Here is a 15,878-nt window from a genome sequence, read left to right as displayed (position 1 = left end):
GCTAGTGGGTAATAATCGCTGGCAATTGTACTCAAAGATGCCATTTCCGTAGAAACATTGACAATCCGACCATAGTTATTGATTTTCATCAAAGGTATTAAAGCTTGAGAAATTCTTAGCACTGCTATAACGTTAGTGTTAAATGTGGCTTGCAGCGTTTCTGGTTGAACGGTCAATAAGCTAGATTCTTCTGGCTTGGCTGTAGGATTAATACCAGCATTATTCACTAAAATATCAACCTTGCCGTAAGTTTGTCTTAGCCACTGCGTAAACTCTGCCACACTAGTATTACTGCTTACATCTAGTAAATGATAATTGACATCAAGCCCTTCACTAGATAATTGCTTGTGAGCAGCAAGACCATCTGTTTCATTCCGGCTCGTCAGTACAACATGAATGCCGAGTTGAGATAACTTGCGGGAAATAGCTAACCCTAATCCGCGATTGCTACCTGTGACTACAGCAACCTTTATTTGAGTTGTCATTTTGATAACGATGAAGTTTTGAGTTAGTGTTGTTGGTTGTGTAAGTGCAAACACAGGTATTGTCAAGTTAAGTTGAATAAAGGTCAAGCAGTTAGTATCTATCTTTTGGTATAAATTTTTGTTTTGATGAGTCAGTTTCTCATTATTTTAAAGGTGCAAAGCTGGTTTTAGACGGAAGTTCGCACTCGGAGAATGGTCAACCCACTAATGGCTGCATACACAGGTGAATAAGCAGCGAAAAATACTGGATCAAAGATTTACGAAAGAAGCTAAAAGCCGGAGGATTCAGCGAAGATATCCTCGAAACTGTGTATGGTATGGGCTATCGTTTAAAGCTAGCCCCAGAACATTCTGTTGCTACTCATGAAGTCACTTCAGAACAAAAGGAAAAACCCCGTACCAAAGATTTAGCCTCTGTTAATAAAGTATTAGAAAGATTTCGTGATTCTTTTGGTCAACAAGTTGCAGTGCTAGGACAAGCCAAGATTGCTCTTAAATCAGGGAATTTGCCTGAAGAACTACAGCAAACTGCAAAACATGAAGCTCACAAGCTGGCAGGTTCGATGGGATCGTTTGGTTATCCACAAGGATCTAAGCTGGCAAGGTCAATTGAGCATCTGTTAATAAACAATCGTACTCTGTCAAGTGATGAGATTACACAGTTTTCCCAACTGGTGACGGCATTGCAACAAGAGTTAATAAAACCTGCTGTTACTTCAACTTCTCAACCTGCTGTTATACAACAGACTCAGCGCGTGTTGGTAATTGATGATGATACGATGCTGACTGATCGCTTGCTAGTAGAAGCAGATGCTTGGGGAATGCGGATGAAAATTGCTCCTGATTTGGCAACTGCTCGATCGCGCTTGGCTTTAGCAACTCCTGACGCAGTACTACTAGATTTGAGCTTTCCTGGTACAGAAGAAGATGGATTAATATTGCTGCGAGAATTGGTAGAGAAATTACCTGACTTGCCAATTATCGTCTTCACGGCACGAGACAGCCTTGCAGATCGATTAGCTGTGTCACGTTTAGGCGCAAGACAATTTTTACATAAGCCAGCGACGACTGAGCAAATTTTTAGAGCGAGCGCTAAAGATTTATTTATAACATTGGGAACTGTTAAAACCCACGTCCGCAATATTTTATGCAAGCTGGATGTTGGCGATGATCGTTACCCACCAAGCTGTTTGTTTACGTCGCAGCAAGTTAACTGCCAAAATCAGCAGAAAAAAAAACCAGTCAAGGCAGCAAAAATATGTGCATCTGCTCGATACTCAAACGGAAACAAGGGCTTGAGTAACTGAACACGATTAGGCAAGCCACGAGTAAACGCAGATAGCAAATTAACAATACCTGCGAGTGTTGTCAATAAGGTTGCTGTCCAAAGTGTAATGCGAGTTCGTTGGGCTAACATAGTTTGACCTCCCAGCATTTTCAAATCTATTAGTCTGACAAACCAAAATTGCTGCGTGGAGGCAGCACGGGAGCAGGGGAGCTTCAGGTGCAGGGGAGAAGTTACTGTACATTACCCTCTGCCCCCCAGCACCTCCGCCCCTCTGCTCGCCACCATGCAAAGTTTCTTTGGTGAACTACTATTCACTCTTATGCTCTGCAAAAGCCTGTTTAAATTGCTCCCCGACATAGCTCAAAGAATTTGCTAAATGCTTATGGAAATAGTTCCAGCCATAATCTGCGCCAGAAAGCCCATGCCCACCCGGAAAGGCATAAAATACATTCGCAATGCCTAAACGATTCAAGGTTTGATGAAATTGTTGCGTAGACGCGAGTAAATCCGTATCGTTCCTGCCAGCATCAAGGTAGATGCGTAAAAGCGATCGCTGTTGCACAGGTTGTTTGACAAAGCTTTCAGGACTATTGGCGGCACCACTGCTGTCTGTAAAGTAGCCACTATGGCTGAAGAAAGTGTGAAAAGTGTTGAGATGTCGCAAGCCAATATTCAATGCACCCCAACCTCCAGAAGAAACGCCTCCCATCGCCCAAAATTGCGGTGCGTTCAATGTGCGGTAGCGCGACTGAATTACTTGTACTAACTCCGTTCCAATGAGTGTACTCAGCTTGCCATTCACTCCATCGTAATACTGCGGATCCCACAATGGACTAGAACCGCGTTGATCATTACCATCGGGCGTGATGATAATTGAGGCAGATAATTTGTTTTGTTGGTAAAGTTGATGCAACACAGATGTAATGTCGTATTTATCGAAATATGCACGTTCATCATCATGCCCACCATGTAATAAAATGATTACAGGATATCGCTGTTGCGGATGTTGGGTATAACCTGGCGGCAAAATCACCCCATATTGCCGAGTTCCCATTGTTTTACTATCAAATTGTTCAATTTGAAAGGTTAATCCTGTATTCGCTGCAATTCCAGGAGGATCAAACTGTGGTGCGCCAGCAATAAAAACATATCCATATCCAATGGTCAGCAGCAGGGCTGACATACCTGTGCAGATGACTAAACTTCGTTTTAGTTTCATAGTGGCTAGCTCTTAAGATAGAGCGGCTTTTTTTACTTTTACAACAAGTCAGCTAAGGTCTTTTTGTATCTGAATGCTGTGGATATTTAGAAATACAATTTATGATCAAACAACTACTGATTCATTTTTTCAAGGATAGCTACGGAACTTGGAGATGAGCGTGTTAGGTAATTAAATATCCATAACTTGAAGTACGAATCCATAATTACAGGCACTGTGGCAATAAAGAGAAAAATTGCATTGTGATTTTCTGGCAAACCAAAGTGATGGGCAATCCCTCCTAAAACTACCTCCCATCCTTCAGGAGAGTGGAAACCAACAAACATATCTGTTACTAAAATTAAAATAAAAGCCTTGATAGTATCACTAAAACCCTGAAAAGTACGATTGATTAAACCTTTAATCAACAAGAGTTTATCTCGATTCATATAGCCAAGGCTAACAAAAGTCAGTAAAGCTACAACATCTGCTAACAAATTTGCCAATCCTTGTTGCTGTTTATATCCTGTTTCGTGGTAAAGTTCGCTGGCAATCTCCTGAAGTGTTTCCTTTACTTTTTGTGGAGATAATTCAGGAGATAAACCTAACAGTTGATCGATTTCTAGCATTTCTTTAGCACGGCTGTATTCTGCCAAAGCTTCTTGTTTCAATTCGCTGTTAATGACGATATGTTGAAGATTAGCATCAAAAAATTGGTTAAGAAGCGGTGTAAAAATAAAGGTTTTACAGGTAATTTGTAATACAAGAGGAATGATTACCAGCAAGAGTATCCAACGAATTGCAGTCTGCTCTTGCTGGCGAAGCTTGCGAAGCTCCTTTACCATTTCCATTTCATACTCTGGACTCATTTCTTTGCCGAGATTAGCAAAGTTTTGCAAAAAAGAGCCACGTTGAGCTTTTGGAATACGATCTAAGCGATTAAGGTTAGCAGGAGAGAGTTGATTTGTAGGTGCTACTTCATTGATAGGTTCAGGAGGTTCTGATTTGGGTGTTTCAGCAACAAATTCTGCCTCAATAGCTTGAGGTTCAGTTTGGCTATGGGTACGATATTTAGATACTACTGATTCGATAAACTTGAGTTTTGCTACAGTTGTTAGAGATTCTGACTCCTGTTGATAATTGCTTGGTTCTTTTTGTTTAGCGTTAATCGTCTTGATTTCAACATCTGGAGTCACCAAGAAAATACTGAACTTAAATTGTGCTAATCCAAACTGTACTGCCAGTAATTGTCGCTCTAGTTGAGTCTGAAAATAATCTGCGACTGTTTTACCATTGTTAGCAGATAAGACAATGCGATCGCCCCCAAAATGCTTTATTTCCATTGTTTTGATTGCATTCGCAGCCTGATAGGCATCTTCTAGCCCACTAGTAGCCAATCCATTGACTAAGCTATTTAGTTTATTTTTAGCAGTGAATAAAACTTTCATATTAGCTTGCTGGGTTGCTTAATTTAGGCAGAACAACATAAATACATAAAAAAGTATTTATGTTTCTATGTATTAATGTCAGCTTTTCCTAAAGCTCAACTCTCAATGTATGTTTGAGTTATTTAGTTGCCCTTTAGTTTCGGATTAAACAAGCCGCGATAGGGTGAAGATGGATAAGTTATCAAAAAAGTTAATGCAGAGTTTATGGCTAATATCAAATTTAGCAATTTTCATGCACACAGAAGTAAGAATTAGTCGTGAATGTAAATCTGCATGAGCTAGATTACCAACCCACAGTAAAAATATTTTCTTATCTTTGTAGATAACTTATCTTTCTTAGCCCCCAAATTTCTGGGAAAGCAGGAAACTCAATATTAGTGGTGCTGAGACACTAACTCACCCATAACCAACAATGATTTAAACAGGAAAAATAATCATGACTACTGAAACTAAAACTGCCAACACTAATCTCACTGATGACTTATTGCAAATTCAAAAACCTATGTATTCCAGTTTAACAGTTGCTATCTTACAACAACTGTTAGTTTTAGAAGGTTACGGTACTTTACCTGATGGAACAACCTTACCTGTGACTGGCAACTTTTTAGATGAAACTGTTACTGCTGTTGAAAACTTTCAAAGAGCAATGGGGCTTTCAGTTGATGGGATTGTTGGTGCAAATACCTGGGCTGCATTACTCCCAAATTACTAATTAATCCCAATTTTAGTAAGTTTGGGAATCAATGAATGACTCTAGAGACACACGGTTGTGTGTCTCTAATTAGATTATGAAATTGGTAAGAATTCAGTAGTCAGAATATTTCAGAAAGCTGAATAATATTTGATGACCAAATATATAAATTAGACTAAATTTCTTATTTATTCTGACTTCTGACTTTTGGGTGCTGAATTCTTACTGAAATTGTATGACTCCATATATTCTCAACATCAACTTTAAGAAATAAGAAAAAACATGAAAGGCATTCTGAAAAATGTAATAATGACTGGTGTATTAATGCTAGGAGCGTTAGAAATAGCTTTAACAGCGAAACCTGCGGCGGCTATTGTGCTACCAGCACAGCGTCTTCAATTTGCGCTAGGGACTGATACAGAGTCTTTGAGAGGCTATTTGCAACCAGAGTCTTTAAATAGTTATGTATTTAAGGCAAGGGCTGGACAACAAGGCTCAATTTCTGTTAGTTCGCTAACTGGACAACCTCTAACTTTATCTGTATTTGGTGTCGATGGAACCCGCCTGACGAATAGTGGTCAAACCTGGATTGGTCAGTTACCCGCTTCTGAAGATTACTTTGTGAGAGTGACAAATCAATCAGCAGTCCCAACTCCTTACACATTAGGCGTGACTATTTTTCCTTTGCGGAATCACTATGTTCCTCAACCTCACACACCCTTTGTTAATTTTTGAAAGTTAGTAGATGAGGAATAATTCAGTTTTTTACTACTAATTTAGGTGAATAAAAATGAATATTCAACAAGCAGGCTTGTTACAAGCACCCGGTCAAGGAAATTCTCACTGGTTTGCTGAGGATTTATATACCTTTAAAGCAGTAGGAGAGGATACAGGAAAGGCTTATACCCTGTGTGAAGTGGTGGTTGCACCTCAAGGCGGTGGCGCACCTCCTCATCGACATTCCCAAGATAGTGAATCTTTTTACATACTAGAAGGAGAATTAGAGTTTTATATAGATGGAGAGAAAATTATCGCCACACCGGGGATGTTTATTTATTCCCCTCAGGGACAAATACATCAATTTACTAATAAGACATATTTACCTGTAAAGATGTTGGTTTGGTTAACACCATCTGGATTTGAAAATTTTATTGCAGATGTCGGTAAACCGATAAATCAGGTTATTTCCGGCTCACCTCTTACTCGCGCAGACTTGGAAAATATCTTAGCTACTGCCCCTAAATACGGCATTGAGATTCTTCCTCCACCGGCTGAATCTTAAAAAATAATAGATATTAGAACGTAGGGGCGCACAAATGTGCGCCCCTACGTTTATGTGTTGTAAATATTATGGAAATTAGTGTAACTTCCTTGTAAGTTGATCGCTAACTTATTTTTCTTCATCCACATTCCTTTAACAAAAATAGAAACTGTAACTATACAAAGTTAATTGCTTTGGCGAAATAAAACACAAAGTTCTATTAGTTATAGAAAATGAGGAGAAAAAAGATGAAAGCTTCAACTAAAAAATCAAAATTAGCTCTACTAAGTTGTATAATTCCACTCGGAATTGTTGGTACTATCGCTTTTTCATTTGCAAAATCTGCGGTTGCGGCTCCATCTCCACAAGGTATGCAAGGTGACTATATTGGTACAGGTATTTCTTCAGGAGTTACTAGTGGTGGACACGGTAGTGATAATGGTCAAGTAGGTGGTGATATTCAAGGTCGGGTTGCTATTACTCATACTCCTCTTTCTGTGCGCGGCTCATTTCTTTTTGATGATAAAACAACAGCAACTATACCAACAATTACTTACGATATACCGATTGCTAAAAATACTAATCTTTACACTGGTGCTGGCTATTCTTTTATTGGCAGACAAGGCGATGATACTCCTTTAGGTAATCGTAATTCAGTAGTTATAGATACTGGAGTAGAGACAGCAATCAATAAAAACATAGTTGCTTTTGGAGATGGCAAATTAGGCTTAGACGCTTATAAAAATAGTGACGCTGATGCTGTTAGCTTTCAACTTGGTGTTGGCTACAAATTCTAAAATTATTAGTTTTGACATCACCTAGTAAGTGGGCAGTAGGAAAAGAAGATTGTTGAATAATACTGTCCATCATTACCTAAAAGTATTTGGCTAAACACTTATACTCATGGAGCAAAATTATGACTTATCTAAATTTGAAAAAATACCAACTGCCTATTCAGGCTCCTACCCCTAATAAGTTAATTGCTCATTGGATTATTGTAGATAATAAATTAGTTTGCAAATGGATGAGCGTTTGAATAAAGGTTGATTTAGGCAATTTAGGAGTTGGAAATAATTCTAATTTTCCAACTCATGTACAAATTTAAAATAGGATGAGGGACTTATTATGTATCTCTTTTCAAAGATGAGATTATCTGGAATAAAAAAGCAATTCTCAAAAATAGCGATCGCTTGTAGTTTTTTCATTCCCTTTGCGCCCGTTCTGGCTCCAGTTTATGCAGCAGAGATTCCTGTTAAACCAGTATCAATTGCTCAAGCTCCTTATAGTAAATTGTTTTTTACAGGTTCAGTTTATGCAGTCAAAGATAAAGATTACGCTTCCAGTAATTCATCTATTGGCTTCTTTACTGTCTGGAGTAAAAATCCCGTCAACAACGATATTCAAGTAGGTGTGCGTTATCACTTACAAGATAAATATTTGCGAGAACCTGGCACTTATTTAACTGGAATGACACTTCTGACCAACAATCAGCCTTTATTATCAATTAATCAAGTTATTAAGGAGGCTCATACCAGAAAGGAAACTTTGCATCCTGGCTACTATCAAACAACTGCTTTTGCAGCCGATCCATTTTGGATAGAATCTGATCCTTTCTCATATCCCACATATTACGATTGGGCTAATGAAGCATCGATTTATGTGCCGCCTGCTCATGATTACACAGGTTTTACTCGCTTTGATATTTCTCGGCTTGCAGGTGCGATCGCTCAATTACCCAACCAAACCCTTGATGTACAATTAACATTTAATAATGGAGAAACTGAACACTGGCAGCTAGGAAAAGGAACAGTACAGGCACTTAAACAGTTGGTAGCAATTAATCAATAGCAATTTGATGACGTAAGTGGAGAAGAGGAAACAGCAAAGAAGACAAACACAAATGTATTGATTTTTGAAAAAATCAAATATATTAGGAAATAATTGTTGCTATTTATACGTAATTTTTTAGGGGCGCACATCTGTGCGCCCCTAAAAACAGGTTTTCACTATCTTGCTGCTAACTTATTTTTCTTCGCCTATAAGAGCATTCCTCACAGGGGAAAATTCACATACAAAGACAAAAATTTAGTGTATTTTTCCCAGAAGGTGAGGGCTATGAAATTATTAAATGTATTTCATCAAAATGAACATCATCAAGAAGGTCAAGAAAATGAACTAACACCAGAAGTATTGAGTGATTCTCATCAAGTGGATGATGAGCAGAATTCTCCTGCAAAGCCTACTCAAAAGTTTAAAACTTTGCTAGGAATAATTACAGCAGCTGGTGCGATCGCTCTTGCTGGTTTTGGTTATCATTGGTGGCAATATGCCTCAACTCATGAAGAAACTGATGATGCCACAGTTATAGGTGATATTCATCCAATCAGCGCACGGATTTCTGATACAGTCCAGCAAGTATTGGTTAGGGATAATCAATTAGTCAAAAAAGGACAAATATTGGTTAAACTCGACCCCCGTGACTATCAGATTAGACTCCAACAAGCACAGACACAACTAGAAGCGGCTCTTCGTCAGGCAAATACAGCTAAAATCAATATCGCTTTGTCTTCTCAGACTGCGAGTGCAAGTCATACCCAAGCGCAAGGAGATGTGAACAATGCTAAAGCAGCCATCGCCAGCGCTCAAGCACAAGTAATTCAAGCTCAAGAAGCAATTCCTCAAGCAAAGGCTCAACTGGCGGAAGCTGAAGCTAATCTGCAAAAAGCCCAATTAGATTACAACCGATTTACGCAACTATATCAACAAGGTGCGATCGCTAAAAGAGATTTTGATGCAGCTAGTCAAACATATAATGTGGCTTTGGCGCAAAAACAAGCAGCAGTTCAAGGAGTTGAACAAGCACAAGCAAAACTCCTACAAGTGCAACAAGCTGTAACTAGCGCGAAAGCTGACTTCCAGTCTTCTCAAGGTGACTTGCAAAGTGCAGCAGCCAAAAGCATGGCAACACAAGTTAGTCGTAGTGAATATGCTACATCTGAGGTACAAATCGCTCAAGCTAAAGTTGCTCTGAATAATGCTAAATTGCAACTTTCTTACACAAATATTACTGCTCCAACTGATGGCAGAATTGGTAATAAGAGCGTGGAAGTAGGGCAGCAAGTACAACCAGGACAAAATCTGATCGCACTGGTTAGCCCTCAAAATTGGGTAGTGGCTAATTTCAAAGAAACGCAACTTAATCATATCCGTCCTGGTGAACAAGCAGAAGTTAAGCTAGATGCATTTCCTAACAAAACTTTCATCGGTACAGTTGATAGCATTTCCCCTGCATCTGGTGCAGATTTTGCCTTACTACCGCCTGATAACGCTACTGGTAATTTCACAAAAATTGTGCAGCGTATTCCTGTAAAAATCGTCTTCAATCAAGAAAGTATTCAAGGCTATGAATCTCTAATTACACCAGGGATGTCTGCCACCGTAACAGTTAACTTGCAATAACTTCCTCTCTAACTTCTTGCTAATTTATCCATCTTCACCCATCCAAACTATATACCGAGAGAAGATTGAATTAACAAAGAAACCACACAACAGCTTGCATTAATTCACGGTTATCTATTATGAACGCACGTAAATTAGATTTACTTAATCCAATCCGCAACCAACTGGACAGCATCGTTATTTGTAATTCTCAACAAGCACAATTATTATGCAAACTCATTCCAGCTAGTTGCCCATTTGCCAGAGATATCAAAATTTTTAATCATGCGATCGCTCATATTCCACCTTTATGCAAATTGAATCCTTTATATGAGCAGTTGATGGGATTACGATTTCGCGCCCAGTGTTATTTAGCGGAGTCTCAACAGCAAACATCTAATGAATTAGTTTTGATTGCAATTAAGTAGAGACGAAATACCCAATTTTGTTTGAAACAGATTTACAACCAAGGAGAAACATTATGAAAGGTACAATTAGCAGTCTGATTTACTCCAGCATGATTGTTTTAGGAAGCGCAGGCGCAATGGTTTTACCTAGTCATCCGGCGGCGGCTCGTACAGTACCAGCAGGATATCAAACAGAACGTATTGAATTCGCTCCTGGTGCTACTTCAACAGTCGTATATCACAACCAAAACTATTACCCAGTCCGCTATGTAATTAGAGCAGATGCTAATCAATGGATGAGCATCAAAGCAGATTCTTCTCAATCTCCCGTCTATCTGACGATGAGTGGTGCTGATGGTACACAGTTAATTCTTGCGCCTCAAGAATTAACCAGTTGGAATGGTCGCTTACCGAAAACTCAAGACTATTACATAGAAGCACTCAAACCAGCCGATGTTGCTTATAACTTGAGAATTGCGATCGCTCCTAATACTCCTCAACCTAGTACACAGCGTCTAGAATTTGCCCCTGGTGCTACTTCTAAGGTAATTAGTGGTACTCTTGCGCCTCATACTTCTCGCTCTTATTTGGCAAACGCTAGATATGGACAACTCATGTCAGTAAATGTCAGTTCACCAGGAGCAAATACTTCTTGGCTAACCTTATACGGAGTTGATGGTACAGTGCTAGAAAACGGCAATATGTCTGGCGCTCAATCTTGGCATGGACGTTTACCCAAGACCGAAGATTATCACATTCAGGTAGACAATCCAAAATCTTATCCTATTAACTACACCTTAACTGTGGCAATTCAATAGGTGCATAGGGGTGCTATACACCCCTACTTATTCCGTAAAAGTTAAATTACCAGAAATATTTTCAGGAGAGATATATGCAATTCAAATTCATGGGTATCTTACTCGGAACAATTACTGCTGCTAGTCTTGCTGTTCCTATGCAAGCTCGCGCTGCTGGATTTGATTTAATGCAAGGAGTCAATTTAACTCCCCAGCAAAAAGCTGAAATCGCCCACATTAATCAACAGTCTGAAGCTGAATTTCAGAGAATTTTGACACCTACACAACTAAACCTGTATCAAGTGTACAAACAACATCCTACTAATAAAAGCGATCGCCTAGCTTTTTGGGAAAGTTTTACACCTGAACAGAAAGCTGAATTTCAAGCCTATGCCAAGACAATCAAACTAACAGCAAATTCCTTTTACACCCCAGCCCAAGAAACACAAATTCATCATAATTTGCAGGTTCTTGTGAATGAACTTAAAGCGGAAAATAAACTGCCAAAGACATTTCATTTGGGATTTTGGCAACCTGTAGCCCGAATTAATCCTACACAACCATTAAACTTAGAGGTCATTAACCAAACTAATGTTCCCTTGCAATATGGTTTGACAACTACTGCAACTAAGACAGTGCTGCCAGGAAATGCTGCTGAAATGAATTATATTTCTGCACCATCTAACGTCCTAATTTATCCCTCTCAACAAGAAGCTTCTTTAAAATATAACGTGAGTAAAATTGGCAATACAACTATTGTCAAAGTCCATCAAGTTGCAAGTGACACACCTGGCGATGGCTCACTCGCTATCAACCGCACTGGAGCAATTTACGTCTACTAAAATTTAACAGCTTTAATTTAAGGGTGTACGTATGTACGCCCTTGAAATTAGTTTTTCTACATAGTTTGGAAAAATATTAGGCAAGAATAAAACTCATGAAAAGCATTATCAAAAGCATATTGTTGACAAGTTTGTTAACTGTAGGTATGACAGAAGTAGCTCTATTATCAATTAAACCTGTTGCTGCTCAAGAGCAAATTAATTATGAACTACAAGCACCTACAGGTATTCCAATTAGGGCGATGAGTATAACTAATACACCACTTTATCTTAATAGTGATCGCAGTTACAATTATCATCTACAAGTTAGCAGAGGTACATACTTTGGTGATACTTACATCCCTGCTGGAGCAATCATTCAAGGAAAATTTCAGCCTGCAAATGGGGGTTTACGTTATGTGGCTTATTCTGTGAGTTTTGGCGGCTATATTTACAATATAAATGCCGCTTCTGATGTGATTGAAGGTCAACAAAAGTCTAATCACAAAGATGGCAAAATTCTCTCAGATGCGGGTATAGGAGCCGCAGGAGCGACAGCCCTTGAAGGTATTTTTGGTCATCATCGTCTTTCTTTAGGTGGCATTTTGGGTGGTGCCGCCGCCGGTGCTGTTGTGGGTGCTGTAACTGTGCCTTCTTCTCATGAAATTGTGGTTATTCCATCAGCAATGCTGATTACTCTCTACAGTCGTTAAATTTTAATATCTAAGTCGAGGGACGTAAATAATTGTAATTAGGACAAGGCAGGAGGGAAGAGGGATTTAGTTTATTTAACCTTTCTTAACATAGTTGTTTTACCGACTTACTTATATTAATAGTTCAAATCACTCCAATGTTTAGTAGGGACGTATATCTGTACGCCCCTACTATTGCTAATTTAAGTTCTTCTTAACTGATTTATCTTCACCCAAACAAACTCCACACATAGCGAAGATGGGAAAAGAGAAATAATTCTTAGGAAAAACTATCATGACTAAAGCAATCACGTTATACAAACATCCACCACAACCAAATTCTACATCTATCTCTCTGAAAACCTGGATAGGAGTATTCGGTACAATCTTGGGTGCATTCATGGCTGTGTTGGATATTCAAATTACAAATGCTTCGTTGAAAGATATACAGGCGGCTTTAGGTGCTTCTTTAGATGAAGGCTCATGGATTTCTAGCTCCTATTTGGTTGCAGAGATGATTGTTATCCCTCTCACCAGTTGGCTACCGCAGATATTTTCTACTCGTCGGTATCTCATAGTCAATGTTATTTTATTCATCTTGTTCTCAGTTTGTTGCGCTCACGCTTGGGATTTACCCTCAATGATTGTTTTCCGGGCGGGACAAGGATTAACTGGGGGTATTTTAATTCCGATGGCGTTTACTGTTTTGCTAACCTCCCTACCACCTGCAATGCTACCAATGGGAATGGCGTTGTATTCTGTCACTGCTACCTTTGCACCATCTATTGGCCCTACCCTTGGTGGTTGGTTAACAGATAACTTTAGTTGGCAATACATCTTTTATCTCAATATAGTACCCGGAATTATTGTATTAACGGCGGTTTGGTATGCTATTGCTCCCGAACCTATGCGGCTGAACTTATTAAAACATGGAGACTGGTGGGGAATTGGTACAATGGCAATTGGGTTCGGCTCGTTGCAAATAGTATTGGAAGAAGGTAGCCGCAAAGATTGGTTTGATTCTAACTTGATTGTTTGCTTAACTGCGATCGCTACTATTTTTATTATTCTCTTTTTATTAATTGAACTCATCCGTCAACAGCCTTTTATCAACCTACACTTATTTAGCAGACGTAATTTCACTTTTGCCAGTATCGTCAACGTCTGTCTGGGATTAGGGATGTTTGGCTCTTTATATATTCTCCCCCTCTACCTGAGCGAAATTCAAGGTTACGATGCGCTGCAAATTGGGGAAGTGATGATGTGGGCTGGTTTACCGCAATTATTTCTGATTCCTTTTGTACCTAAATTAATGCAGATATTCGACACACGACTAATGATTGCAGTCGGAGTCAGTGTATTTGCAATGAGTTGCTTTATGAACTCCCACATGACCCATGATACAGCAATGGCTCAATTACGTATGTCGCAATTTGTGCGGGCAATGGGGCAGCCTTTAATTATGATACCCCTTTCCACTACTGCCACTGGTGGTATCCCTAAACAACTGGCGGGTTCTGCCTCTAGTTTATATAACATGATGCGTAACCTTGGCGGTTCTATTGGCACTGCAACCTTAGCTACCCTCGTCACGAATAGAGAACAATTTCACTCCCAACGCTTGGGAGAAAATATTTCACTCTACAGCCTAGAAACACAACAACGTCTAAATCAAATGACTCAATATTTCACTAGTCTAGGGACTGATTTGACAACAGCAAAACAACAAGCTTTGGCAGCCATTGACGAGATTGTGCGCCGAGAAGCTTACGTTATGGCATTTAATGATTGCTTTTATTTTCTAGCTTGTGCATTACTTTTGAGTGGACTGGCTGTGCTGTTTCTCAAAAAGGTGAAAGCCTCTGGAAATGTGGCTGTACATTAGAAGGTTAAAGTTATACGTCAATGATCAAAATCGAGAGCTTCAGATCCCCGACTTCTCAAAGAAGTCAGGGATCTTGCTGTTGGCAAATAATTTAGGATTGCCTGATTTATTTCTTCTTCATTCTCAAATATTGGGCTAATTCCTTAAATATTCTGACTTCTGAATTCTTAGTTATTAACTTAGCTACTAAATTATCTTTCTTCACCCTCAAAAATGCTGATGCATAAGAAACTCAATATTAGTATGTTGGGATTTTGTTGTATACATAATTAAGGAAAAATATGAGAGAGCAAACTCAAGGAAATTTACTCACAAAGAAAAATATTCATAATCTAGAGCGAATTACTGCCATAAGCTCATTCTCAGAAATCCCAAGTAGCCTTCAATACATAGCTTCTCCATTGCAGAGTTATTTAAGTGCCATACATGAAAAATATAAATCAGTAAAAGAAGGCAAAGTTGCAAGCTATATCCCGGAATTAGCTAAGGCAGATCCAGATTGGTTTGGTATTTCTATAGTTAATACAGATGGACAGATTTATCGGATAGGAGATTATCAACAGAGATTTACTATCCAATCTATTTCTAAACCCTTTGTTTACGGTCTAGCATTAGAAAAATATGGAAGAGAGACTGTACTAAAGAGAGTGGGCTTAGAACCAACAGGGGAGGCTTTTAATTCAATCGTGTTCGATGAAATAAATAATCGCCCTTGGAATCCGATGGTGAATGCCGGAGCGATCGCTACTACTGATTTATTAACAGAGAATGATGGCGTTGTAGGGATTCTACAGATATTAGAAATGTTCCGTCATTACACAGGTCGCCAGATGGAAGTGGATATTCCTGTATTTTTGTCAGAAAAAGCTACTGGAAATAGAAATAGAGCGATCGCTTATCTGATGAAAAATTCAGGCATGATTAGTGACAAGATTGAGGAAACTTTAGATATATACTTTCAGCAATGTGCTATTTCACTGACTTGCAATGATTTAGCAATAATGGGAGCAACTTTGGCTAATAAAGGAATCAACCCCATCACAGGAGAACAGGCTATTCAAAGCCGTTATGTACAAGATGTTCTTAGCCTGATGCACACTTGTGGAATGTATGATTTTGCTGGCGAATGGGCTTATAGAGTAGGATTTCCTGCTAAAAGCGGAGTTAGTGGTGGTATAGTTGCAGTCGTACCTGGTAAGTGTGGAATTGGAATTTTTTCCCCTCTTTTGGATGCCAAAGGTAATAGTATCCGAGCTATCAAAGTTTGTGAACAACTTGCCCAAGATTTTGGGCTACATCTATATAATGCTGTGCAACCTAGCTACGATCTCGCATTTTTGATGCAGTAGAGGCGTATAGTTGTACGCTTAAGGGGCTACAAAAAGGGCTAGAATGCAGACAGAATAAGTCTCATAGCTCTTTGACCTTGTTGGTAGAAAGGACGCTTATTAGGACTTAATGTCAATA

At 39.1% G+C, this 15,878-nt stretch carries 16 protein-coding genes; 13 read left to right on the top strand and 3 right to left on the bottom strand.

The features are described from left to right. On the bottom strand, positions 1-485 hold a 485-nt coding region (locus H6G76_RS33610; protein WP_190710502.1), incomplete at its 3' end, for an SDR family NAD(P)-dependent oxidoreductase. A gap of 317 nt (positions 486-802) precedes the next feature. Here H6G76_RS33610 and H6G76_RS33605 point away from each other — a divergent pair. After that, positions 803-1,792: a response regulator gene (locus H6G76_RS33605; protein WP_242056636.1), complete on the top strand. Its 990-nt coding sequence runs from the start codon at positions 803-805 to the stop codon at positions 1,790-1,792. Positions 1,793-2,080: 288 nt separating this feature from the next. Here H6G76_RS33605 and H6G76_RS33600 read toward each other — a convergent pair whose 3' ends face one another. Both H6G76_RS33600 and H6G76_RS33595 read right to left on the bottom strand, forming a co-directional pair. Beyond that, positions 2,081-2,992, bottom strand: coding sequence for an esterase family protein (locus H6G76_RS33600; protein WP_190710500.1), 912 nt, complete (start codon positions 2,990-2,992; stop codon positions 2,081-2,083). Positions 2,993-3,105: 113 nt separating this feature from the next. Beyond that, complete coding sequence (locus H6G76_RS33595; RefSeq protein WP_190710498.1) at positions 3,106-4,419, bottom strand: CemA family protein; 1,314 nt, start codon at positions 4,417-4,419, stop codon at positions 3,106-3,108. A gap of 436 nt (positions 4,420-4,855) precedes the next feature. Here H6G76_RS33595 and H6G76_RS33590 point away from each other — a divergent pair, with 436 nt between their 5' ends. The 12 genes from H6G76_RS33590 (at position 4,856) to glsA (ending at position 15,760) form a co-directional block, all read left to right on the top strand. Next, on the top strand, positions 4,856-5,131 hold the full coding sequence (locus H6G76_RS33590; RefSeq protein ID WP_190710497.1) for a peptidoglycan-binding protein: 276 nt from the start codon (positions 4,856-4,858) through the stop codon (positions 5,129-5,131). A gap of 261 nt (positions 5,132-5,392) precedes the next feature. Continuing rightward, complete coding sequence (locus H6G76_RS33585) at positions 5,393-5,845, top strand: hypothetical protein (RefSeq protein WP_190710495.1); 453 nt, start codon at positions 5,393-5,395, stop codon at positions 5,843-5,845. A 55-nt stretch (positions 5,846-5,900) separates the two neighbouring features. Beyond that, positions 5,901-6,392 carry a cupin domain-containing protein gene (locus tag H6G76_RS33580; RefSeq protein ID WP_190710493.1) on the top strand — a complete coding sequence of 164 codons (492 nt, stop codon included), beginning with the start codon at positions 5,901-5,903 and terminating at the stop codon, positions 6,390-6,392. A 227-nt stretch (positions 6,393-6,619) separates the two neighbouring features. After that, positions 6,620-7,168 (top strand): outer membrane beta-barrel protein, encoded by a 549-nt coding sequence (locus H6G76_RS33575; RefSeq protein WP_190710491.1) that lies wholly within the window; start codon positions 6,620-6,622, stop codon positions 7,166-7,168. 328 nt (positions 7,169-7,496) lie between these two features. Then, positions 7,497-8,219, top strand: a complete 723-nt coding sequence (locus tag H6G76_RS33570; RefSeq protein WP_190710489.1) for a hypothetical protein — start codon at positions 7,497-7,499, stop codon at positions 8,217-8,219. Between the two features lie 267 nt (positions 8,220-8,486). Continuing rightward, on the top strand, positions 8,487-9,830 hold the full coding sequence (locus H6G76_RS33565) for an HlyD family secretion protein (protein WP_190710487.1): 1,344 nt from the start codon (positions 8,487-8,489) through the stop codon (positions 9,828-9,830). 119 nt (positions 9,831-9,949) lie between these two features. After that, positions 9,950-10,237 carry a Mo-dependent nitrogenase C-terminal domain-containing protein gene (locus tag H6G76_RS33560; protein WP_190710484.1) on the top strand — a complete coding sequence of 96 codons (288 nt, stop codon included), beginning with the start codon at positions 9,950-9,952 and terminating at the stop codon, positions 10,235-10,237. A 53-nt stretch (positions 10,238-10,290) separates the two neighbouring features. Continuing rightward, positions 10,291-11,034, top strand: a complete 744-nt coding sequence (locus H6G76_RS33555; RefSeq protein WP_190710482.1) for a hypothetical protein — start codon at positions 10,291-10,293, stop codon at positions 11,032-11,034. Between the two features lie 74 nt (positions 11,035-11,108). Beyond that, complete coding sequence (locus H6G76_RS33550; RefSeq protein ID WP_190710479.1) at positions 11,109-11,855, top strand: hypothetical protein; 747 nt, start codon at positions 11,109-11,111, stop codon at positions 11,853-11,855. Positions 11,856-11,950: 95 nt separating this feature from the next. Beyond that, positions 11,951-12,547 carry a hypothetical protein gene (locus tag H6G76_RS33545; RefSeq protein WP_190710477.1) on the top strand — a complete coding sequence of 199 codons (597 nt, stop codon included), beginning with the start codon at positions 11,951-11,953 and terminating at the stop codon, positions 12,545-12,547. A 274-nt stretch (positions 12,548-12,821) separates the two neighbouring features. Continuing rightward, entirely contained in the window at positions 12,822-14,411 is a 1,590-nt protein-coding gene (locus H6G76_RS33540) for a DHA2 family efflux MFS transporter permease subunit (RefSeq protein ID WP_190710475.1), read from the top strand. Between the two features lie 281 nt (positions 14,412-14,692). Further along, positions 14,693-15,760, top strand: coding sequence for a glutaminase A (glsA, locus tag H6G76_RS33535; protein WP_190710473.1), 1,068 nt, complete (start codon positions 14,693-14,695; stop codon positions 15,758-15,760). Positions 15,761-15,878: the final 118 nt, after the last annotated feature.

Source organism: Nostoc sp. FACHB-152 (genome assembly GCF_014697475.1).
GTDB lineage: Bacteria > Cyanobacteriota > Cyanobacteriia > Cyanobacteriales > Nostocaceae > Nostoc_B.
Note: the sequence above shows the minus strand (reverse complement) of the source record. Positions and strands in the feature narration are given on the sequence as shown.